Origin of the sequence: Enterococcus sp. DIV2379, from assembly GCF_050542965.1 — a bacterium.
Taxonomy (GTDB): Bacteria; Bacillota; Bacilli; order Lactobacillales; family Enterococcaceae; genus Enterococcus_D; species Enterococcus_D entomosocium.
Map to the genome: position 1 here is coordinate 419,261 of NZ_CP172938.1, position 19,855 is coordinate 439,115.

Genomic DNA, 19,855 nt, shown 5'->3' on the forward strand with positions numbered 1-19,855 from the left:
TTCATTTGCTAGAATTTCGTTTTATCAGTACAATGAGTACATATGTAAGTAGGGGGAGAAACAATGACAGATTTCTTATTGGGGAGCAGTACGAAGTTGCTGACTATTGCAATTCGGGTAAAAGACCGCGATCAAGCGATTGCCTTTTACCGCGATGTACTTGGCTTTGAGCTGAAAAGAGAAGAAAATGAGTTGGCCATCTTTGGTCTAAAAGGATTAGATAGAGAAGTTTTATGGTTGGAAGAAAGCCCGCGTGCCAACGACCATTTCGGTGAGATCAAAAAGATGCAGCGCATCGTCTTAGCCGTATCCTCGCTAGAAGAAGCGGCAACTATCGCGAGCAATGCCCAACAAAAAGCGATTGCTTTCGAAGAAGCTCGTTATGAAGCGAATCAATTAGGCTTTATTATAGCGGATCCAGAAGGAAACAAAATCGAAGTCTTATTTACAGCACCCGCAGGAACTGCGGTACCAAAAGACGAAGCAGAATTGATCAAAGCGGCACCTGCAAAAGCGGCTGGCTTATCAAAAGAAGCTCATTTTGGCAAGCTGTATTTAAACGTCAGTAATCTAGCCAAAGAGCAGCTTTTCTTAGAAGAAAGCTTAGGCTTGAAAACAAAAGAAGCCGAAACGAAGGAATTTATCCTCAATGATGGTGACTTCCAAGTTGGCTTGACGGAAGCACAAGGTGGTACGATCGATTTACCGACCCATGAGGTGCTTGGCTTAGACTTCTTGAAAATCTCCATCAGTCAAGAAGATATCGATACATTGGAAAAACACTTGTCTGAGAAGAATCAAGAGTTTTTCATCGACAAAAAACGGAAGTTGTTGACGACCTACGATGCGATCGGTATCGAATGGTGGTTTATCGTAAAAAAATAAATCCAAATAGATAAGAAAAACATCGGAAACTCTTTTGAGTGGTCGATGTTTTTTGATGGCTAAGAAACCAAGCAAGCGAATCGATTAGCTGATCGAGGCGAATAGCTGGAGAAAAAAAGGGCATAACGAGTTTTGTTTGCTGCTAAAAAGTGCTAAAGTTAGAAGCAAGACAAGCCTGAAAGGAGCGAGTATGGAACGATGACAATGTACCCAAAAACAGTACAGCTCATTCAAGAAAAAATGCCGACCGTTTTCCCAGGAGCGGTGCTGCGTTTTATCGCTGGTGAAACCCAAGAGACCCAGGTATTCGGACAGGCAGCGCTTCTTCCGAAAACCGAACCTATGACGAAAGATCATTTGTTTGATTTAGCCTCATTGACGAAAGTCGTTTGTACAACGAGTGTTCTGTTAAAATTGTGGGATCAAGGAAAAATCGAGATGGAGGCGCCGCTTACTCGTTGGTTGCCAGCGTTTAAAGACGATCGGGTAACGATCAAGCACTTGCTGACGCATACGGCAGCCATCAACACGTGGATTCCTCATCGAGACCAGTTGGATGCTGCTGCCTTGCGCAAGGCGTATTTGCAGCTTGAAAGCAGTGATACGATCGGTCAAACGGTCAGCTATACGGATACTGGGACGATTTTGCTGGGCTTTTTATTGGAGGAGCTGTATCAAAAACCAGTGACCGAGATTTTTCAAGAAGAAGTCTTGACGCCTTTAGGCATGAAGAACAGCGGCTTTCCGCCTTTTCCTCCTTCACAGCTGCCATTGATCGTGCCTACCCAGCAGCAGCCAGACGGCAGTATCCTTAGAGGAATCACCCATGACCCAAAAGCACGAGTGCTGGGAAACCATGCCGGCAATGCCGGGTTGTTTTCTACCGTGGATGATTTGACGCTGTTCGTTCAACTGTTACTGGCAGACGGTCAGCAGCAAGGGGCGCCGTTTTTCTCAGAAAAAGTGATGCAGGCGCTGGCTCAGAGGCAGACGCCTGAAAGCACAAAGCCCCGCACCTATGGCTGGGACTTATTGGGTGCACCATACCAATTATTTCATACAGGCTATACAGGCACGTTTCTCGCAGTAGATATCCCTAACCAAAAAGCGTTTATTTTCTTATCGAATCGGGTCCATCCAGTGGATCATCGAGAAAGCTACTTGGGTCATCGTGACGAAATCCTGCAATGTTACTTAAAAGAATCTGCCGAATAAGCGGATTCATGCTATAATATGCACGAACAACTAGAGAGGGGAACAATTATGGAACCATTGTTTATGAAACCTGTTTTTCAAGAAAAAATTTGGGGCGGCAGTCGCCTGCATTCTGTTTTTGGTTTTGATTTACCGAGTGACAAAATCGGTGAAGATTGGGCGATCAGTGCGCATCCTCATGGGGTGAGCGTCATTGAAAATGGTCCGTTTAAAGGCAAAACATTGGCGGATCTTTGGCAAGACCATCAAGAACTGTTTGGACATTCAGACGAACCAGTCTTTCCATTATTAATTAAAATTCTAGACGCGGAAGATGATCTATCCGTTCAGGTCCATCCTGATGACACGTATGGGCTAGCCCATGAAGGGGAATTAGGGAAAACGGAATGCTGGTACATTATTGATGCCGAACCAGGTGCGGAAATCATTTATGGCCACCACGCACAAACCAAAGAAGAACTTGCGGAAATGATCGAAGCGGGTCGTTGGGATGATTTGTTAACAAAAGTCCCTGTGAAAAAAGGCGATTTCTTCTACGTGCCAAGTGGAACGATCCATGCCATTGGGAAAGGGATCATGATCTTAGAAACCCAACAAAGCTCGGATACGACTTATCGGGTGTACGACTATGATCGTACTGATGATCAAGGACAAACACGGGAGCTGCATATCCAACAATCGATCGATGTGACGACGATTCCTGCACGGACGCCAGAATTATCGATCCGTGAAGTCAAACAAGGACAATCAGCAGTCGTTACCTATCTTGAAACGCCATTTTTCAATGTGTATGAATGGGAAGTACGTGGGAAATTATCTTTGGCACAAAAGGCCGATTATACCTTGATGACCGTGATTGATGGGTATGGGCAGTTGATGATCGACGGTCATTCCTATGAACTAAAAATGGGCACGAGCTGCATTTTGCCAAACCCAATCAAGAAATGGGAATTGGTTGGTGAATTGACTGTTATTGCCTCTGAACCTGGAAAAAAATAAAACGATCAGTAAGTGACGTGATTCGCACAAGCAAAACAGCACACGTTCCTGATTTTTCGTAAGGCTGAACGCGTTCAGCTGCCTGTCATCATTGGCGATTTTTCCGCTTTTGACTGACAGGTTTTTTCGTATGGACACTCACGATAGACGTCTGAGGAAGATTTGTTATAATGGCAGTAATGAAGGATAGGTGAAAAGAATGGTTTACTTAGATCATGCAGCAACGACACCGCTGCACCCAGAAGTGATCAAAGTGATGAGTGAGACGATGCAGACATTTTTTGGCAATCCATCAAGCATTCATCATTATGGTCGAGATGCCCACACCCAATTAGAATTGGCTCGTCAAGCGATCGCTCAGCAGCTAGGGGTCAAGGAACATGAGATCATTTTTAACAGTGGAGGTACCGAAAGTGATAATACAGCGATCATCGGTACAGCCCTTAGCAAACAAGCACAAGGCAAACATATCATTACGACCCAGATCGAACATCCGGCGGTCATTGAGAGTATGCGCTATTTAGAAGGCTTAGGCTTTGAGGTGACCTATTTGCCCGTAGATCAAAAGGGGCAATTGGCCGTCAGTGAAGTTGAGGCTGCCTTACGTCCCGATACGATTTTAGTATCCATAATGACGGCAAACAATGAAACGGGCAATTTGTTGCCGATTGCAGAAATTGGCGCCCTTTTACGGGAGCATCCCGTCGTTTTTCATACCGATGCCGTGCAAGCTTATGGCAAAATCCCGCTTGAAATCAATGAAAATAGCATTGATCTCCTAAGCATTTCGGCTCACAAAATCAACGGACCAAAAGGGATCGGCTTTTTGTATAAACGAGATGGCTTGTCGCTACCTTCGCTACTCCACGGTGGCGAACAAGAAGAAAAACGGCGAGCAGGGACGGAAAACTTGGCAGCCATCATGGGAATGGCCAAAGCAGCTTCTTTGCATACCCCCGAAGCGCAGCAAGCAGCGGCAGAACAATATCAAACGTTTGCCGATGTGCTGATGGAGACCTTAGCAGCACAAGGCGTTGATGTTCAGTTGAATGGTGATCCAGCACACAAATTGCCCCATATTTTGAATCTGCGTTTCCCAGGGGTCAGCAGTGACTTGTTACTGATGAAATTGGACTTAAAAGGAGCCGCCATCTCGACAGGCAGCGCTTGTACGGCGGGCAATGTTGAACCCTCCCATGTGCTAGAAGCGATGGTAGGCAAAGAGCATCCAGCTATCCGGGAATCGGTCAGAGTCAGCTTTGGCTATGGCAACACATTGGCGGAAATCGAAGCATTTGCTCAGCTATTAGCAGAAACTGTCTTAGCAACGAAAAAGTAGGAGAACAGCTAGCAATCTCGCTGAAAACTATTTATAATGAAAGAAATGATGTTAAAGAGGTGAAGAACATGGCATTTGAAACAACAGCAACCGTTTTAGGCGCAGCAACCCAATACCGCATTGCTCCTGAAGCAAAAAAATATACGTTGCGGGACAATGGCTTTACAGAAACGAACGGCGGCAACTTCCAATTGATTCGTGGCCTTGAAGCAACACCCCAAAGTAAAGAAGGCTTTAAATTAAAAATCACTGTTGCAAAAGATCTGCAAACCTTCAAGATGTCGATCACGACAGCCAATGGATTAAAAGCAGTCAATATTTTCAAAGATGAACAGCACAAAATGCTGCAAGAAAAATTTTACTTTTTAATGGATGGTTTTATCAGCCGCGGGTTGTTTGTCAAAGCGTAAGCTTTTGTCAGAAGCAGCTATACCGTTCAAAGGGCAAGAAGTGTGTCACTCCGCCAAGCAGGCAAGGGATTGATACACTTCTTTTGTATCTTTGCCGGTTTCTTTTTATACTATAGAAAACAAACCTAAGCCATTCTCAGAAAGTGGATACGTTGAGACGAGAAAGAAGGAATCCAGATGAAACGAACCTTAAACAAGCAATCCGTGTTAGCCGTTGGAATGGGAACTTGGCATATGGGGGATGACTCAGCTAAGGTAAAAGCCGAGATCGATGCGCTGCAAGCGGGCATCAAAGCCGGAGCGGCTGTCATCGATACCGCAGAAATGTACGGCGAGGGAAACGCAGAAACGCTAGTTGGCAAAGCGATCCAGCCCTTTACACGAGGGGATCTTTATTTGATTTCAAAAGTCTATCCATGGAATGCCTCCACCGATGAATTGCCAAAAGCTTTAGACCGCAGCTTAGCGCGTTTAGGCACCGACTATCTTGATCTGTATCTGTTACACTGGCGAGGGGATGTACCGTTAGCAGAAACAGTTCACGCACTAGAAGCTGCCAAAGACTCTGGAAAAATTCGCGCATGGGGCGTCTCTAATTTTGACGTGGCAGATATGGAGGAGCTGTTGCGGTTAGAAAACGGCGATCAATGTGCCGCTAACCAAGTACTCTATAATTTAGGCGCCCGCGGAATCGAATACGATCTTTTGCCTTGGCAGGCAGAGACGGAGATTCCGGTGATTGCCTACTCACCAATTGCTCAAGGCAATCGGTTAGGGCACCACTTTAAAAATGATGAAGTCTTGAAAGAGCTGGCAGAAGCCAAAGGCTGCACGATTTTTCAGCTGCTTTTGGCATGGACCCTCCGACAACCCCACGTCTTAGCGATCCCCCAAACCAGTGACTCGCTGCATATGCTGCAGAACATTGAAGCTGCCAAAATCGTTTTTTCCAAAAGCGAATTGGCGACAATCGATGCACGCTTTCCGGAGCCAACGAAAAAGCAGCCGCTAGCGATGATTTGAAGACCCTAATCACAGAAAAAAGCAGTAAAGTAAGGAGCGACTATGAAATTTTTTACGTCTGATACCCATTATTTTCATGCAGCCTTGCTCGGGGACAATGACTTTGCCCCACGCCCCTTTGAGACAGTGACGCAAATGCATGAAACGATGATCGCTAGCTGGAATGAGGTCGTTGCGGATAAAGATGTCGTTTATCATTTAGGGGATGTCGCGATGCACCCTGCTTATGAAGCAGGTTTTCCAGAAATTGCGGCGCTGTTAGCACAGCTGCAGGGCAAAATCGTTTTTACCAAAGGCAATCATGATACCCGGGCTTTCTTTGCGTACTTGCGCAAGCATGATCCTGGTTGTTTGGGAGCCCAAAAGTATGCGTTTGAAGATGTCGGTGTCTTGCTGAAGTTTGCTCATCAGCAATTTATACTGACCCATTATCCTATGCTGCTGGGGATCACCAAAAACAGCCGCAATCTGCATGGGCATATCCATCATCACAGTGTGCCAATCGCTGAGAATCTCAACGTAGGAGTCGATGCGCCGGAATTGGCGTTTCTGCCGCAGCCGCGTCCCTTCGGTCGACCAGTTTCCGAAAATGAACTGGCGGTGCTGTATCATGCAAAACAACAAGAACTTGCCAAGCTAGCTCGTTAACAGATAACAAGAAAAGCAAGCATCCAAACAGATTCGGACGGCTTGCTTTTTTTGTGATGACTTTGACAGCAAGCTTTGATTAAGGAAATTTTTTTGATAAAAATAAACTTTATATGTAAAAAATAATCGATTCCAAGAGTTATTATTTGATGGATATTTAAGAAATGTGTATGCTTTAAGTAGAAAGCAGTAAAGGAGGTTGCCAATGCGTAAGATTTCTAAAGTGATTTTTATCATCGGATTACTTTTACTCTTACTTGTCTTTTATTTTGGGATCATCGCCAATCAGCAAGCGGCTTCATTGCCTGTTTACTTGATTCCTTTGGATGAATATCCTTGGGTCGGATCTTCCATGAGTATGCTGCTCTTTTGGTTATCTGTTGGCTTTGCTATTTTTACAGTGATCGCACTTTTTGTCGTTTTGTTTTATCCAAAACGCTCAGACCGCTTGATCATTCCCCATAAGACAGGCGATTTAGTGATTCAGAAGAAGGCGTTAGAGCATTTTGTGCTCGAGCGGGTGAAACAAGCAGATTTCATCCATCAGCCATCGGTAAAAATCAAAATCGTCAAGAATAAAGTAGCGGTAAAAATCGATGGAGAAATGAAACAAACAGCAGCCATCCCGCAAAAACAAGAAGCTTTGGTTGGTGAGATCAGCAGCAGTCTGCAGCAGCTTTTCGGTATCGAAAGCAATATCCAAACGGAAGTTGTTTTAAAAGATACGCAAGAAACGCCAGCAGCCCATGACCAACCGCGTGTAGTTTAGGAGGAACAGGTATGAGTGAATGGTTCTACCACTATAAGATCCCGCTTATCTTTGCAGGTTTCGGTTTGATCCTAGCGATCCTGTTTCTAACGATCGGCTTTTTGAAAACCATACTGCTGGTGCTATTTACGGCACTAGGTACGTATCTGGGATTTTATCTCAAAGAAGTCGGATTCTTTGAACAATTTCAAAGACCGCGCCGTTAACTTTGGTAACATTATTAGTTTAATTTATATCAAGATTATAGTAGGAGGAATGTACGATGGAAAACCAAACAAAACCAACAACAGGTGTTAAAGGAGAATTAACTTACGAAGATAAAGTGATTCAAAAAATCGTAGGCATTGCATTAGAATCTGTAGACGGACTCTTAACAGTCGATGGCGGTTTCTTCTCAAATATTGCAGGTAAATTAGTCAACACCGATGATGTGACTTCAGGGATCAACGTTGAAGTTGGGAAAAAACAAGTGGCAGTCGATCTTGATATCGTTGCAGAATATGGCAGCGACATGACCACGATCTACGACCAAATCAAAGAGGTTGTTTCAACACAAGTCAACAAAATGACGAATTTAGAAGTCATCGAAGTAAACGTGAATGTAGCAGATGTCAAAACACGTGAACAATTCGAAAAAGACTCTGAAACAGTTCAAGACAAAGTAAGCAGTGCGGCAGAAACAACTGGCGACTTTGCGTCAAAACAAACACGTAAAGCCAAAGGTGCCTTCAACCGGACAACGACGCGTATTCAAGAAAACAACGAACCACGCGTTCAATAATAGCAAGATAAGCAAAAGACTAGCTGCGGCTAGTCTTTTTTTGTCCCACAAAAGGTGTATTTTTGCAGCTTCAGCCGATCAGAACATCAAAGCCAAAAGCTCCAATAATGGATTCCTTCTGCTTGAAAGACATCGTTAGGATAGCTTTTCTCATAATGGGCTTTTTCGAGGGAATCATTAGGATCGAATACTTGAATCGTTCCTTCTTTGTTCAAAGCCAATACCATAATATGTCCGGATGTCGTAAAGGTTCCTGCTTGAACCGAGACCACAACGGGGATGCCTTGTGTCATTTTCTCATAGGCAGCCTCAAATGAATCCCCTAAATCGGCAAATTGGTAACCAAAAGTTTCGGCAAACTGAGGAAAGATTTGCCAACTCGTTCCTTGTTTGGGAAGATAAAATTGATCGCCAGCCCACTCCAATAGTTTGTCAGGATTCGGCGGACGATCTGTCCAAAAAGAATCGATCATAGCTAAAGAAGCAATAGCGCATCCGTTTGCCGCAAACGTATTTTGCTCTTCTCCATATCCATACGTGTTATTGCCCCAGCGTTGATCGGTTTGTACAATCAACGGCACTTGCTGCGTGTCTGCCATCGCTTGTTGAATCGCTTGATTGGCTTGGCGAGTGAACTGTTTTGAGACAAGCGCTGTCTGATCAAACGCAGCATCCCTGACCTGATCAATCACGTAATGAATGACAAAAACACCACCGATGAGAAAAAGCAGCAGTGCAAGGCTTTTTTCTTTCTTCCCATCATTTCTCCTCGTTTTCGATATCCTTGTGTGCAATCGCATGAAATGCCCCTCCTCGTAAAGTAATATCTAAGAGAAGTATAGTCTTTTTCTAATAAGAGCATTTCTGCATTTCCTGAAGAATTTCATACGATTTTATGACAACCACCATTTGAAAAGTAAGTTGTTACTGTTTGGACAGCTGTCGATGACAGACACAAAAGCAGCGCTTCCTCTATTTGGCTGAGTGGGTGGAATAACGAACAGCAACTTCTCTCCAGATGTCTTTTCTAAAAAAGGAATTTTTAAGAAAAGACAGCAAACAGTGAACTTTTTTGTGTTTTGTTGTATAATGCAAATTACTGAAAAGTTGCGACCTTCAAATCGTAGATGATTTCAGAATCTATAATTGAAATGATGGTGAAACGATCATGTCTAACGAAAACACCCGGGTGGTGGTTGGAATGAGTGGCGGGGTAGACTCGTCAGTAACAGCACTTTTGCTGAAAGAACAAGGGTATGATGTTGTCGGGATCTTTATGAAAAATTGGGATGATACCGATGAAAACGGTGTTTGTACCGCAACAGAAGACTACAAAGACGTAGCCAAAGTGGCTGCGCAAATCGGGATTCCTTATTATTCAGTGAATTTCGAAAAAGAATACTGGGACCGTGTATTTGAATATTTTCTTGCAGAATACCGTGCCGGACGGACGCCAAATCCAGATGTCATGTGTAACAAGGAAATCAAGTTCAAAGCCTTTTTGGATTATGCGATGGATCTTGGTGCCGATTATGTAGCAACTGGCCATTATGCGCAAGTGACTGTTGATGAAAACGGCGTGACTCATATGTTGCGAGGCGTGGATAACAACAAAGATCAAACGTATTTCTTAAGCCAATTGTCACAAGAACAATTGAGCAAAACCATGTTCCCACTAGGCGGCATGGAAAAATCAGAAGTACGAGCGATCGCTGAACGGGCAGGTCTAGCAACAGCCAAGAAAAAAGATTCCACGGGAGTCTGCTTTATCGGAGAAAAGAATTTTAAACAATTTTTGAGTAATTACTTGCCAGCGAAAAAAGGCAATATGGTTACATTAGATGGCGAAGTCAAAGGACAACACGATGGCTTGATGTACTACACCATCGGACAACGTCAAGGCTTAGGCATTGGCGGCGGCGGTGCCACTCAAGAACCATGGTTTGTCGTAGGCAAAGACTTGGCGACCAACACTTTGTATGTGGGGCAAGGATTCCATCACCCCGCATTGTATGCAGATCGCTTGGAAGCAAGCCAAATCCACTTTACTACAGAACAAGACCGCGGCACGGAATTTTCATGCACAGCAAAATTCCGCTACCGTCAACAAGATGTACCGGTAACGGTGCGTCTATTAGATGGAGATCGAGCAGAAGTGATTTTTGACGAACCAGTACGCGCCATCACTCCTGGACAAGCAGTCGTTTTTTATGACGGGATGGAATGCTTGGGCGGCGGTTTGATCGATGCAGCCTACAAAGAAGCCAAAGAATTACAATATGTTTAACCACTAACACAATCTGCCCTAGCTAAGAACACTGAACCAATCAGTTGCACTTAGCTAGGGCTTTCTTTCTTTGTACCAACGAATGTTTTGCGTAATCAAGAGAACCAAAAAAATAGGTAGCCGTTTATTCTTTGATCTTGAAAAGGTGGATCTTTTCGCTAAATGCAGCGACTTGTGCAGGATCGATCGTACCGTTTGTTTTCGAGAGCGCATTAGACATGCCGCAAGCCATCGAATAGATCAATGCTTGTTCCATTGGATACTGTTTATTTAATGCAACAGCCATACCACCAATGGTTGAATCACCACAACCAGTCGTATTAACGACGGCGATTTTAGGGATCTCAATCTTAAAAAAAGTCGACTGATGTTTAACGATTGCCCCATCGCCGCCCTGAGAAACCATGACGGTGTCGATCCCTTCGAAAAGAGTGCTCTCTAAGACAGAGAAAATGTCTTGCGATGAATGCAATTTTTGACCCATTAGTTCTTCTAATTCCTGTTGATTTGGTTTAATAAAATTCGGACGAGCATTCGTTTGAGTCAAACAATTTTTTAGTTGTTCCCCAGCTATATCCATGAGGATCGGGACTTGTTCACCTAATGATTGACGGATGAATTGAAGCAACTGATCGTGAAAGTGTCCATTATCAGAATTTACTGATCCAGAAATACAGACGACCGTGATGGGGTGTTGTTTAATTATTGCTGCAAGGTGTTGGTAAAAAAGTTGTTCGTTTTCCTCCGACAGATAAAGTCCTTTTTCTACTAGCTCAGTATGAGTGTTACCGTCATGCATGATCGTGATCGCATTGCGAGAATTGCCGTCGATGGTGAGGAAATCCAATACATAACGTTCTTCAGCTAGTAAAGAATCAAGGATCGTTTTGCCTACAGGTCCACCTAAAATACCTGTCAATAAAACGGCTTCCCCAGATTGTGCGATGACTCTGCCAGCATTGATGCCTTTTCCTCCAATTGATGTATGTGGGTTATCTACCCGATTTACTTGATCCAATTTTAGCGAAGGAACAAGATAGTTGTAGTCCATGGAAGGGTTCATTGTGATGGTTAAAATCATTTTTGTTCCTCCTTGAGGATCTCTGTAAAGGAACGATAATAGTCAAAAGTAGTCTCAGAAAGTTTATCATCAGTGATCAAATAGTCGATATCTGAAAGCGAGTAGAAGGTATAAACGTCAGAGCGATTAAACTTGGAACTATCTGCAACGATGCATTTTTTGCGGGAATGTTTGAATGCGACTCGTTGAATCGAACCTTCAACAAGATTTGCAGTGGTGATATTATTTTCAAAGATCCCATTTGTAGCAGCAAAAGCGATATCGATATTTAGATTTTCAAAACTCTTCTCTGCTGTTTCCCCATAAAATTCTTCCGTCGTGCGGGAAAATTCTCCACCGGTCAATAAGACACGATAGTCTGTGTTGTAAATCAAATAATTAAAAGCAAGTAAACTATTTGTGATCACGAATAAGTTTGCTTTTTTTAGTTCAGGTAAAGCGTGGAGCATCGTAGTTCCCGCACCGATATAGATAGTATCGTTGTCTGATATGATACTGTTCATTACTTTTCCGATGAATTTCTTTTCGGCAACGTTCGTATCGATTTTTTCTTGAGTAGAAAGCTCGTGTTCGATTTTTTCGAGTTTTTGGGCACCACCATAGATTTTTACCAATAAAGATTGATTCGCTAACTCTGTAATATCTCTACGAATGGTCATATCGGAAACGTCTAATGTTTTGGCTATTTCTGCAATGGATAAGTAATCGTGTTGATTCACTAGCGCTAGAATTTTTTCTTGCCGTTCTTTCTTTAACATAGTTTCACCTCTGGTTGATTAACGATTTTTTTTAAGTTTCTTTTTTATCGGTGTTCTTTATACATTAATTAATAGCATTTACTTTTGGAAAAAGCAAGGAAAAATGTTCATCTTTGTTAAAGTTTGGTAGTTTCGTGTATTGGTGAAAGGAATCAGTTTGAAAAAAATACCAAAAGAAAGCGTTGACAAGAAAAATTAACTATTGTATATTTACATTGTAAAACACATTTTAACAAACTTTAACAATATTTATCATTTAAGTTGAACAAGGAGGAAGAATAGTGGGCTATACGAGCATGTTTGATGAAAGGTTAATTTTTCTCGATGTGGAAGGAGAGGAGTTGAAAGAACTATTTGAAGAAATAGCCAAACGATTACAGCAACAAGGTTTTGTGAATGAACAGTATCTAGAAGGATTACTAGCAAGAGAACAAGCCTTTCCAACTGGACTGATTACACAGTATTTGAATATTGGCTTGCCTCATTCAGAACCAGCGTATGTCGAAAAGCCTTTTATTGCGATCGTGCGTCTGAAAAACGAGGTGAAGATGAAGCAAATGGGCGACAGTCAAGAAATGCAGGTCAAGGATCTCTTTTTTCTAGGAATCAAAGAACCAAAAGAGCAAGTCGGCTTACTGCAATCGTTAATGGCATTATTTATGGATGAAGGATTTGTAAAGGCATTCATTGAAACACAAGAAGTGCAGGCAATTTATCAGCTAGTTACACAGTATACAAAATAAAATTTTTGGAGGAATTTAAGATGAAAAGAAGATTGATCGTAGCATGTGGAAGTGGGGTTGCAACAAGTCAAACGATCGCAAGTAAAATTGCTGGAATGCTTGAAGATGACGGAATCGATTTCCCCGTTGAAGCAGTTGATTACAAGTCGATCCAAAATGAATTGCCGTCGACAGGAATTTATGTGTATGTTGCTCAGCCAGATGATGAAGTATTGGAAAAAGCCGCTGAGCTAGGTGTACACGTTTTTGCTGGGATTCCGTTTCTTACCGGTATGGGTATGGATACGATTTATGAAGAAATCAAAGAATTGATTGGCTAGTACAAAACATCCTATCAAAAGAAAGAAGTGAAAAAAATGCAAGTATTTCAAGACATTATCAATTATATCTTAGGTTTAGGTTCCGCTATTTTTGTGCCGCTAATCATTTTAATCCTAGGCTTGGTTGCAGGGATGAAATTCAAAAAAGCCTTTATGTCTGCAATCACGTTAGGTATTGCTTTTACTGGGATGTCTATGGTCATTGGCTTTATGTCAAATGCAGTTAGTCCAGCTTCCGAAGCATTGGCAAAAAATACTGGCTTGAACTTGCCTGCGCTAGATTTAGGGTGGACAGGAGCGGCAAGTATCACCTGGTCATGGTCCTATGCATTTGTTTTCTTTGCCGTCGTTCTTAGCGTGAATTTTGTCATGTTGATTTTGAACTGGACCAAGACGTTGAATGTCGATATGTGGAATGTATGGGGCAAAGCGCTGACTGCCTATCTGGTCTACTTTATCAGTGGAAGTTTACTTGCTGGGTTTATCACCGCCATCGTACAGGTTATCTTGGAACTTAAAATGGGGGATATGTTCCAACGCCACATTGAGGATTTGACTGGTATTCCTTTAGTAACAGTGACCCACTTGATGAATATTTCAGCAGTGCTTTTATTACCGATCAATGTGATTATGGATAAAATTCCTTTCTTTAATCGACGGGCCGATACCAAAGCCTTAAAAAAGAAAATCGGTATCTTCTCTGAAAATTCGGTGATGGGCTTTCTCATTGGTTTGGGCTTGGGATTAGCTGCAGCTTATGGCGTGTCAGGCTCATTGAACTTAGCTATTCAAATCGCGACTGCAATGGCTTTGTTCCCAATGATCTCAAAAATGTTTATGCAGTCTCTTTCACCACTGGCTGATGCAATGTCGGAAATGATGAAAAAACGCTTTAAAGATCGGGAAGTTTACATTGGGTTAGATTGGCCCGTATTAGCTGGTCGCTCTGAGATTTGGGTCACTGCTATCTTGTTGGTACCTGTCTTTATTGGCTATGCTATCATCTTGCCGGGAAATGCTGTGTTGCCTTTAGCAGGAATCATTAACTATTCGATCGCAGTAGGTGGATTATTGCTCACCGGCGGAAACTTGGTTCGTATGCTGATCATGGGGGTTATTTCGATGCCAATCTATCTATATGCAGCTACGTATTTGACGCCGATCCTAACGGGCTTAGCAGATCGAACCGGCGCAGTAGAAGGAATACAAAAAGGGCAGCAAATCACTTGGTCTTCGATCGAAGGACCGGAATTTCGAATTTTATTTGCAGAAGCGTTTAAAGGAAATATCTTGGGTATCGTCGGTTCCGTTGTGTTTATCGCAATGTTTGTCTGGTTGTATAAATATATGAATAAGGTAAAGGTACCAAGTCAAAGATATGAAGAACAAGGGACCTCATCGACGCAAGTACGTGCGACGAATGGCTAATATTTTCAAAAAGGAAAGGACGACAGGAATGGGAAAGAGCGAAAAAATAAAATGGCAATTGCTTCTTTTTCTAGCAATTGGCTGCTATCTCTTAGCTTTGGTGACACAACAGTACCTATTTAATGTCGTAGCGATTGGTCTAGCAGTCTGTGTATACAAATATGGCAGTCCAGTACTTTTTAAAGAATACGATGAACGGAAAAAGAAAAAAGAGGAAGAAGCAGCTAAAGTAAGGGGAGCTGTACAAACAATCTTACGCAACAAAACGTTTGAAAAATAAAAAAGGTGGTCTTGAATATGTCAGATGGACGGATGATTTTTGAAAGAGAACGGGAAGATTTAGCACGAATCGTAAAATTGATTTTTACCCGGAAGAATACAAATGTTGCAGGCGGTAATTTTTCTTTTAAAACAACCGATGAAACTGGAAAAGAATACATTATTATGACACCAACTATGATGTCAGAAGCCTATTTAGGAGAGGTCTCACCAGCCCAGATTTTAGTCGTTGAGCCTCATACGAGAACAGTGATTGATGGGGTTGGTCAGCTGACACGAGAAATCAACTTACACGAAGCGGTTTATGATACGAATCCAGCGATAAAAGCAGTCTTACATGCCCATTCTCCTCACTCGATGTTTTGGGCAACCGCTGGATTGGATATGCCTAACTTAACAGAAGCGACCCAAAAAATTGGCTATATTCCTGTACTAGACTTTGAACCTAATTGCTCACCAGAATTAGCAGAATTAGTTTCTGATTACATGAAAAAAGAACAACTCACCTTACCGAATATGTTGCTCCTCAACAGTCATGGGGTACTGATCAGTGCGCCAGGAGCATCTGGCATCGAAGCAATCCATAAAGCTTTGCAAATACTAGATACCACGGAATGGAATGCGGAAATTGCCTATAAGCAAACGATTTTTCAATCTTTAGGCTTGTTAGATGGTTTTTACTCCAAAGGGAGACAAGTAGGAACACTTGAAGACTTGAAAAAACATGCACCGATTTATAATAAAGAAGAAATTTTTGCTGGTGGTGATTAGCCAGCAAGTAATCATCTTTTTCGATTGATAAAAATCCAAGAACATTCGTTTACGAGTTCTTGGATTTTATTTTTTTAGTCAAATTATGCTATAATTTAGTCAGAAAATGAATGTTTTTGATGCATTGGCATTTTTAAAAGAAAGGGGGAGGTGCATGAATCGTACAAGAGCCAACCTCATGAAATGAGGGGAGGTTAGTGCCGTAGGGTTGGTAATGCTTCATCAGAATCAGGTCATTTCAAGCCAAATCAACCAACTTGCCTTAGCCGTACTATTTGGTTTAGCAGGGTATTTGCTTGTTTTTAAAAAGTTCTACTTTTTGTCCGCTCAGATTGCGGAGCATTCCGATCAGTATAACCAAGCAGAAGTCAAGTGAGGCAAAATTGCGGGAGTTGTCGCCTTCTATATTGCTCTGATCAATTTGATTTTGGTCTTTGTGTGAGTGTAGCGGAAAAAAATGCCAAAAGAAATCTTTGACGGAAAATGGTTTGCTTTGGTCATGATCGATCATCAAATTCGGCTTGATGTGCTTGAAAAAAGCGGTAATACTGCTGGACATTAGCTAACTGCGTCCACTTCCGAACATCGACAGGTGTTTGATCCAAATCATAGATTTTGGCTTCCTTTAAAGATAAAACGAAAGGACTATGGGTAGCAATAATGAATTGGCACTGTTCATAGCGGACAAAATCTTCCAGTAACTGCACTAGTTCCAGCTGGCGATCAGCAGAAAGGGAATTTTCTGGTTCATCTAATAAGTAAAGACTGTTGGGACGAATTTTTTCTTGAAAGAAGCGAAAGGCACTTTCACCATTGGAATATTCTCGGACGTTGTCGATCAAGTGCTTGCGGGTGAATTTGGACTGTGTGTTGGATCGTGCGAGATTGATTTTCTTCAATTCATGGTAATCGTCAAAACCTGTGAAACGAAAGTCCGCATACTTTGCTTGGTAGTATTCTTGAAACACTTCTTCTCGGCGATGATCGATCCCTTGATTTAAGTTTCGAATATCAAGCATGAAGTCAAAGACGTCATCGCTGGTCAATAGCACTTTTTCTTGCGGTTCGTCGTTGCTACGAGCAGAACAGTAGGATAGATAGTCCTCGAAAAAATTCGACCGATTATACGCAGCAAAGCGCTGAGCGTGGATCTTTTCTGCAATCACGTTCAATGCAGTGGTTTTGCCAGAACCATTACCGCCATATAAAATCGTGATTGGTTCAAAATCGATCTGCTGAAAACGGCGGGCACTGAGAATCTGAAAAGGGTAGTAAGAATCATAGACAGTCCGTTGGATAGAAAGGAAAAAATCAAACTCGGTTTCTTGATCGGGAAAAGTGATTTGTTCGAGATACATGGGGCACCTCCTAGCAGTTTCGTGGTTGCCATTATTGTAGCATATCCATCACAGATAAAATTTTTTTTGCGAGGTTAAAATAAATCTTGTTTGATATTTTTTTAATCTTTTCCTGTTATATTCACAACAGGAAACTTCTGTGCTAGACTATAAGGGCATAGAAATGATGTAATCTTAAGCAACCGATAAAACGTACAAAAAAACGAAGGTTTAATGAATTCTTTAAGCGATGATTAAATGCTGAAACTTATTCCTTGCAAGTTTAAGTAAAAGTGACTAATATGGGGAAGGAATCGTGAAAGGAGCAATGGAATGTATCAAGTAGTAGTCATGTATGGGGACAATGAACCGTGGTGGTTTTTTGAGGGATGGCAGTCAGATATTCAAGAGGCGTTCACATTTGCAACTTTCAGCGAGGCGCAGTCATTTTATGAACAAAAATGGCAAGAAATCAGAGAAGAGTATTCGTACATAAATGCAAAATCAAACTTTATGACGGCTTTTTGGAATGAAGAAGACGAACGCTGGTGCGAAGAATGCGACGATTACCTCCAACAATATATTGGACTGGCATTGCTCAAAGAATATCAGCAAGTCGTCGACGAAAGCAGGAAAGATTTTTATGAAACAACTAATTCTAGCGGAAAAGCCAAGCGTTGCCAAAGACCTCAGCAAAGTTTTGGGCTGTGAGCAAAAACATAAAAATTATTACGAAGGACCCAAGGCGATCGTTACTTGGGCCCTTGGTCATTTATTGGGCTTGAAAATGCCTGAAGATCTAAATAAAGACTGGGCATCATGGCAGATGGAAACATTACCGATGATCCCTAAGTCCATCGGGATCAAGCCGTTGCCAAAAACCGGTCATCAACTAAAAGCCATCAAACAATTGGCTCAAAGAAAAGATGTCGGGGAAGTCGTGATCGCCACCGATGCGGGAAGAGAAGGGGAGCTAGTCGCTCGCTGGATTTTGGAGTGGGTTCGTTTTGACAAACCAGTCAAACGTTTGTGGATTTCTTCGCAAACCCCTAAAGCCATCAAAGAAGGCTTTGCAAAATTGCAGTCAGCCAAGCACTACGACAATCTTTACTACTCCGCCCTTGCGCGGGCAAAAGCCGACTGGCTGGTAGGATTGAATGTCACGCGGGCATTGACGGTCAAATATCAAGACAATCTTAGTGCGGGTCGGGTCCAAACCCCTACCTTAGCTTTGGTGCGCAGTCAGGAAATGCAGATCGAGAGTTTCCGTCCGCAAACCTATCATGTGATTACCCTAAACGTAGGCGATGCCAAGGCCCGCCTGCAACAAAAAAATCCTTATCAACTAAAAGAACGCAGTGACGCCGAAGCATTGGTCAAACAAATGAGTCAACAAAATGGTCGCGTGACAGCGATCGAAGAAAAGGTCAAAACAGAAAGTGCACCACTGCCCTACGATTTGACCGAGATCCAACGAGAAGCCAATCAGCGTTATGGGTTTTCAGCCAAGAAGACCTTGTCGCTTGTTCAAAGCTTGTATGAAACCCACAAGATCGTCACTTATCCAAGGACGGATTCCAAGTATTTGACCAATGATATGAAGGCAACCATGAAGGAACGCCTGCAGGCAGTTGCGGATTTTGCCCCAGAAGTCAAAGGATACTTGAAAAACGGCGGACAAGTGGTGCAGCAAGCTGTCTTCAATGATAAAAAAGTCACGGATCACCATGCCCTGCTGCCAACGGAACAGCGGGCACGTTATGAAAAATTAACTACCGATGAACAACGGATCTATCAAATGATCGTTAGTCGTTTCTTAATGCTCTTTGCGAAACCTCATAAAAAACAGCAACAGAAAGTGACAGTGACCTTTGGTTCTGAGACCTTTGTGTTCAACCGCAATACCGTGTTAGAAGCGGGATGGAAAACGACTTCTGAAGAAGAAACCATTGACATAGCTTGGCAAAAAGGCAGTACCATCAAGCCTGAGTTCACCATCCAAAAAGAGTTGACCACACCACCGAAACCGTTGAATGAAGGAACTCTTTTAGGCAAAATGGAAAAACACAGTCTTGGTACGCCGGCAACCCGTGCGGAGATCATTGAAAAGCTGATCAAATCTGAGCTGATGGAGCGGACCCCAAGCGGCTTGCAAGTATCGCCAAAAGGCAAGCAGTTGTTAGTCTTAGTCAATCCTTCCTTGGTGACACCAGAGTTGACGGAAAAATGGGAGAAGGAACTGGAAGCCATCGCGAAAGGCACCTACTCTGCCCAAACCTTCCTCGCGCAAATCGAAGCAGACACTAAACAATTGGTTAAAGAAATCAAGCAAAGTGAGAGCAAGTACCAAGATTTCTCATTGACCCAAAAACGGTGTCCAGAATGCGGCGAACCATTGCGGGAGAAAAATACCCGTGATGGCAAGATCTATGTTTGTTCCAGTGGCACCTGCAAGTACCGTCGTCGGAAAGACCCGAAAGTTTCAAACCGACGTTGCCCGCAATGTCACCGAAAGATGGAGATCATTGAGGGCAAAAATGGCGCCTATTTCCGCTGTAAATTCGATGGGACCACCGAAAAAATGGCGGATAAAAAAGAGCGCAGCAAAAAGCTGTCGAAACACGAAGAACGCCGCTTGATGAATAAAATCAATCAAGAAGAACCGCAAGAAAGCCCATTAGCAGCTGCTTTAAAAGCTGCGATGGAGAAGAAATAACTGAATGAGGTAGAAAATAAAAAAGAGTGAGGACGATTTTGCTGTCTCTCACTCTTTTTTTGTATC

23 protein-coding genes are annotated in these 19,855 nt (G+C 42.6%); 19 read left to right on the plus strand and 4 right to left on the minus strand.

Annotation, left to right across the window (positions count from 1 at the left end; translation table 11 throughout):
• Nucleotides 1–63: 63 nt before the first annotated feature.
• The 10 genes from IGI92_RS01985 to IGI92_RS02030 all read left to right on the plus strand — a co-directional run bounded on the left by IGI92_RS01985 (nt 64) and on the right by IGI92_RS02030 (nt 8,069).
• Complete coding sequence (locus IGI92_RS01985; protein WP_430607791.1) at nt 64–885, plus strand: VOC family protein; 822 nt, start codon at nt 64–66, stop codon at nt 883–885.
• Between the two features lie 198 nt (nt 886–1,083).
• Nucleotides 1,084–2,100, plus strand: a complete 1,017-nt coding sequence (locus tag IGI92_RS01990) for a serine hydrolase domain-containing protein (protein WP_430607793.1) — start codon at nt 1,084–1,086, stop codon at nt 2,098–2,100.
• A gap of 45 nt (nt 2,101–2,145) precedes the next feature.
• Nucleotides 2,146–3,099 carry a mannose-6-phosphate isomerase, class I gene (gene manA / locus IGI92_RS01995; protein WP_176257035.1) on the plus strand — a complete coding sequence of 318 codons (954 nt, stop codon included), beginning with the start codon at nt 2,146–2,148 and terminating at the stop codon, nt 3,097–3,099.
• Between the two features lie 199 nt (nt 3,100–3,298).
• Nucleotides 3,299–4,438, plus strand: a complete 1,140-nt coding sequence (locus IGI92_RS02000) for a cysteine desulfurase family protein (RefSeq protein WP_430607795.1) — start codon at nt 3,299–3,301, stop codon at nt 4,436–4,438.
• 68 nt (nt 4,439–4,506) lie between these two features.
• On the plus strand, nt 4,507–4,848 hold the full coding sequence (locus IGI92_RS02005) for a DUF1831 domain-containing protein (RefSeq protein WP_005232263.1): 342 nt from the start codon (nt 4,507–4,509) through the stop codon (nt 4,846–4,848).
• A gap of 177 nt (nt 4,849–5,025) precedes the next feature.
• Nucleotides 5,026–5,871 (plus strand): aldo/keto reductase, encoded by an 846-nt coding sequence (locus IGI92_RS02010; RefSeq protein ID WP_430607797.1) that lies wholly within the window; start codon nt 5,026–5,028, stop codon nt 5,869–5,871.
• A 42-nt stretch (nt 5,872–5,913) separates the two neighbouring features.
• Entirely contained in the window at nt 5,914–6,519 is a 606-nt protein-coding gene (locus IGI92_RS02015; protein WP_430607799.1) for a metallophosphoesterase, read from the plus strand.
• 205 nt (nt 6,520–6,724) lie between these two features.
• Entirely contained in the window at nt 6,725–7,288 is a 564-nt protein-coding gene (gene amaP / locus IGI92_RS02020; RefSeq protein WP_005232260.1) for an alkaline shock response membrane anchor protein AmaP, read from the plus strand.
• 11 nt (nt 7,289–7,299) lie between these two features.
• Nucleotides 7,300–7,494, plus strand: a complete 195-nt coding sequence (locus IGI92_RS02025) for a DUF2273 domain-containing protein (protein ID WP_005232259.1) — start codon at nt 7,300–7,302, stop codon at nt 7,492–7,494.
• 56 nt (nt 7,495–7,550) lie between these two features.
• Nucleotides 7,551–8,069, plus strand: coding sequence for an Asp23/Gls24 family envelope stress response protein (locus tag IGI92_RS02030; RefSeq protein ID WP_005232258.1), 519 nt, complete (start codon nt 7,551–7,553; stop codon nt 8,067–8,069).
• Nucleotides 8,070–8,155: 86 nt separating this feature from the next.
• Here IGI92_RS02030 and IGI92_RS02035 read toward each other — a convergent pair whose 3' ends face one another.
• Nucleotides 8,156–8,869 (minus strand): C39 family peptidase, encoded by a 714-nt coding sequence (locus tag IGI92_RS02035; RefSeq protein WP_430607800.1) that lies wholly within the window; start codon nt 8,867–8,869, stop codon nt 8,156–8,158.
• Between the two features lie 368 nt (nt 8,870–9,237).
• Between IGI92_RS02035 and mnmA the strand changes: the two genes are divergently transcribed.
• Entirely contained in the window at nt 9,238–10,356 is a 1,119-nt protein-coding gene (gene mnmA, locus IGI92_RS02040; protein WP_026008140.1) for a tRNA 2-thiouridine(34) synthase MnmA, read from the plus strand.
• 124 nt (nt 10,357–10,480) lie between these two features.
• Here mnmA and IGI92_RS02045 read toward each other — a convergent pair whose 3' ends face one another.
• Together IGI92_RS02045 and IGI92_RS02050 are read right to left on the minus strand one after the other, a co-directional pair.
• Nucleotides 10,481–11,437, minus strand: coding sequence for a 1-phosphofructokinase family hexose kinase (locus tag IGI92_RS02045; RefSeq protein ID WP_430607801.1), 957 nt, complete (start codon nt 11,435–11,437; stop codon nt 10,481–10,483).
• The gene (locus IGI92_RS02050) at nt 11,434–12,195 is read right to left on the minus strand and encodes a DeoR/GlpR family DNA-binding transcription regulator (protein WP_008376158.1); all 762 of its coding nucleotides are present in this window, start codon (nt 12,193–12,195) and stop codon (nt 11,434–11,436) included. Before IGI92_RS02050 ends, IGI92_RS02045 begins: the two co-directional genes overlap by 4 nt.
• 281 nt (nt 12,196–12,476) lie before the next feature.
• On the opposite strand from IGI92_RS02050, the gene IGI92_RS02055 reads away from it, so the two are divergent.
• The 6 genes from IGI92_RS02055 (at nt 12,477) to IGI92_RS02080 (ending at nt 16,112) form a co-directional block, all read left to right on the plus strand.
• Nucleotides 12,477–12,938 carry a PTS sugar transporter subunit IIA gene (locus IGI92_RS02055; protein ID WP_429961691.1) on the plus strand — a complete coding sequence of 154 codons (462 nt, stop codon included), beginning with the start codon at nt 12,477–12,479 and terminating at the stop codon, nt 12,936–12,938.
• A gap of 20 nt (nt 12,939–12,958) precedes the next feature.
• Nucleotides 12,959–13,258 carry a PTS sugar transporter subunit IIB gene (locus tag IGI92_RS02060; RefSeq protein ID WP_005227245.1) on the plus strand — a complete coding sequence of 100 codons (300 nt, stop codon included), beginning with the start codon at nt 12,959–12,961 and terminating at the stop codon, nt 13,256–13,258.
• A 36-nt stretch (nt 13,259–13,294) separates the two neighbouring features.
• Nucleotides 13,295–14,686, plus strand: coding sequence for a PTS galactitol transporter subunit IIC (locus tag IGI92_RS02065; protein ID WP_430607802.1), 1,392 nt, complete (start codon nt 13,295–13,297; stop codon nt 14,684–14,686).
• Nucleotides 14,687–14,714: 28 nt separating this feature from the next.
• Entirely contained in the window at nt 14,715–14,966 is a 252-nt protein-coding gene (locus IGI92_RS02070; RefSeq protein WP_061053678.1) for a hypothetical protein, read from the plus strand.
• A 17-nt stretch (nt 14,967–14,983) separates the two neighbouring features.
• Nucleotides 14,984–15,736, plus strand: coding sequence for a class II aldolase/adducin family protein (locus IGI92_RS02075; RefSeq protein WP_194187883.1), 753 nt, complete (start codon nt 14,984–14,986; stop codon nt 15,734–15,736).
• A 214-nt stretch (nt 15,737–15,950) separates the two neighbouring features.
• Nucleotides 15,951–16,112 (plus strand): hypothetical protein, encoded by a 162-nt coding sequence (locus tag IGI92_RS02080; RefSeq protein ID WP_008376152.1) that lies wholly within the window; start codon nt 15,951–15,953, stop codon nt 16,110–16,112.
• A 121-nt stretch (nt 16,113–16,233) separates the two neighbouring features.
• Here IGI92_RS02080 and IGI92_RS02085 read toward each other — a convergent pair whose 3' ends face one another.
• Nucleotides 16,234–17,094 carry an AAA family ATPase gene (locus tag IGI92_RS02085; protein WP_430607806.1) on the minus strand — a complete coding sequence of 287 codons (861 nt, stop codon included), beginning with the start codon at nt 17,092–17,094 and terminating at the stop codon, nt 16,234–16,236.
• 312 nt (nt 17,095–17,406) lie between these two features.
• On the opposite strand from IGI92_RS02085, the gene IGI92_RS02090 reads away from it, so the two are divergent.
• Both IGI92_RS02090 and IGI92_RS02095 read left to right on the plus strand, forming a co-directional pair.
• Nucleotides 17,407–17,784 (plus strand): DUF1033 family protein, encoded by a 378-nt coding sequence (locus IGI92_RS02090; RefSeq protein WP_005227251.1) that lies wholly within the window; start codon nt 17,407–17,409, stop codon nt 17,782–17,784.
• Complete coding sequence (locus IGI92_RS02095; RefSeq protein WP_008376150.1) at nt 17,717–19,789, plus strand: DNA topoisomerase III; 2,073 nt, start codon at nt 17,717–17,719, stop codon at nt 19,787–19,789. Before IGI92_RS02090 ends, IGI92_RS02095 begins: the two co-directional genes overlap by 68 nt.
• The last annotated feature ends 66 nt before the right edge of the window (nt 19,790–19,855 follow it).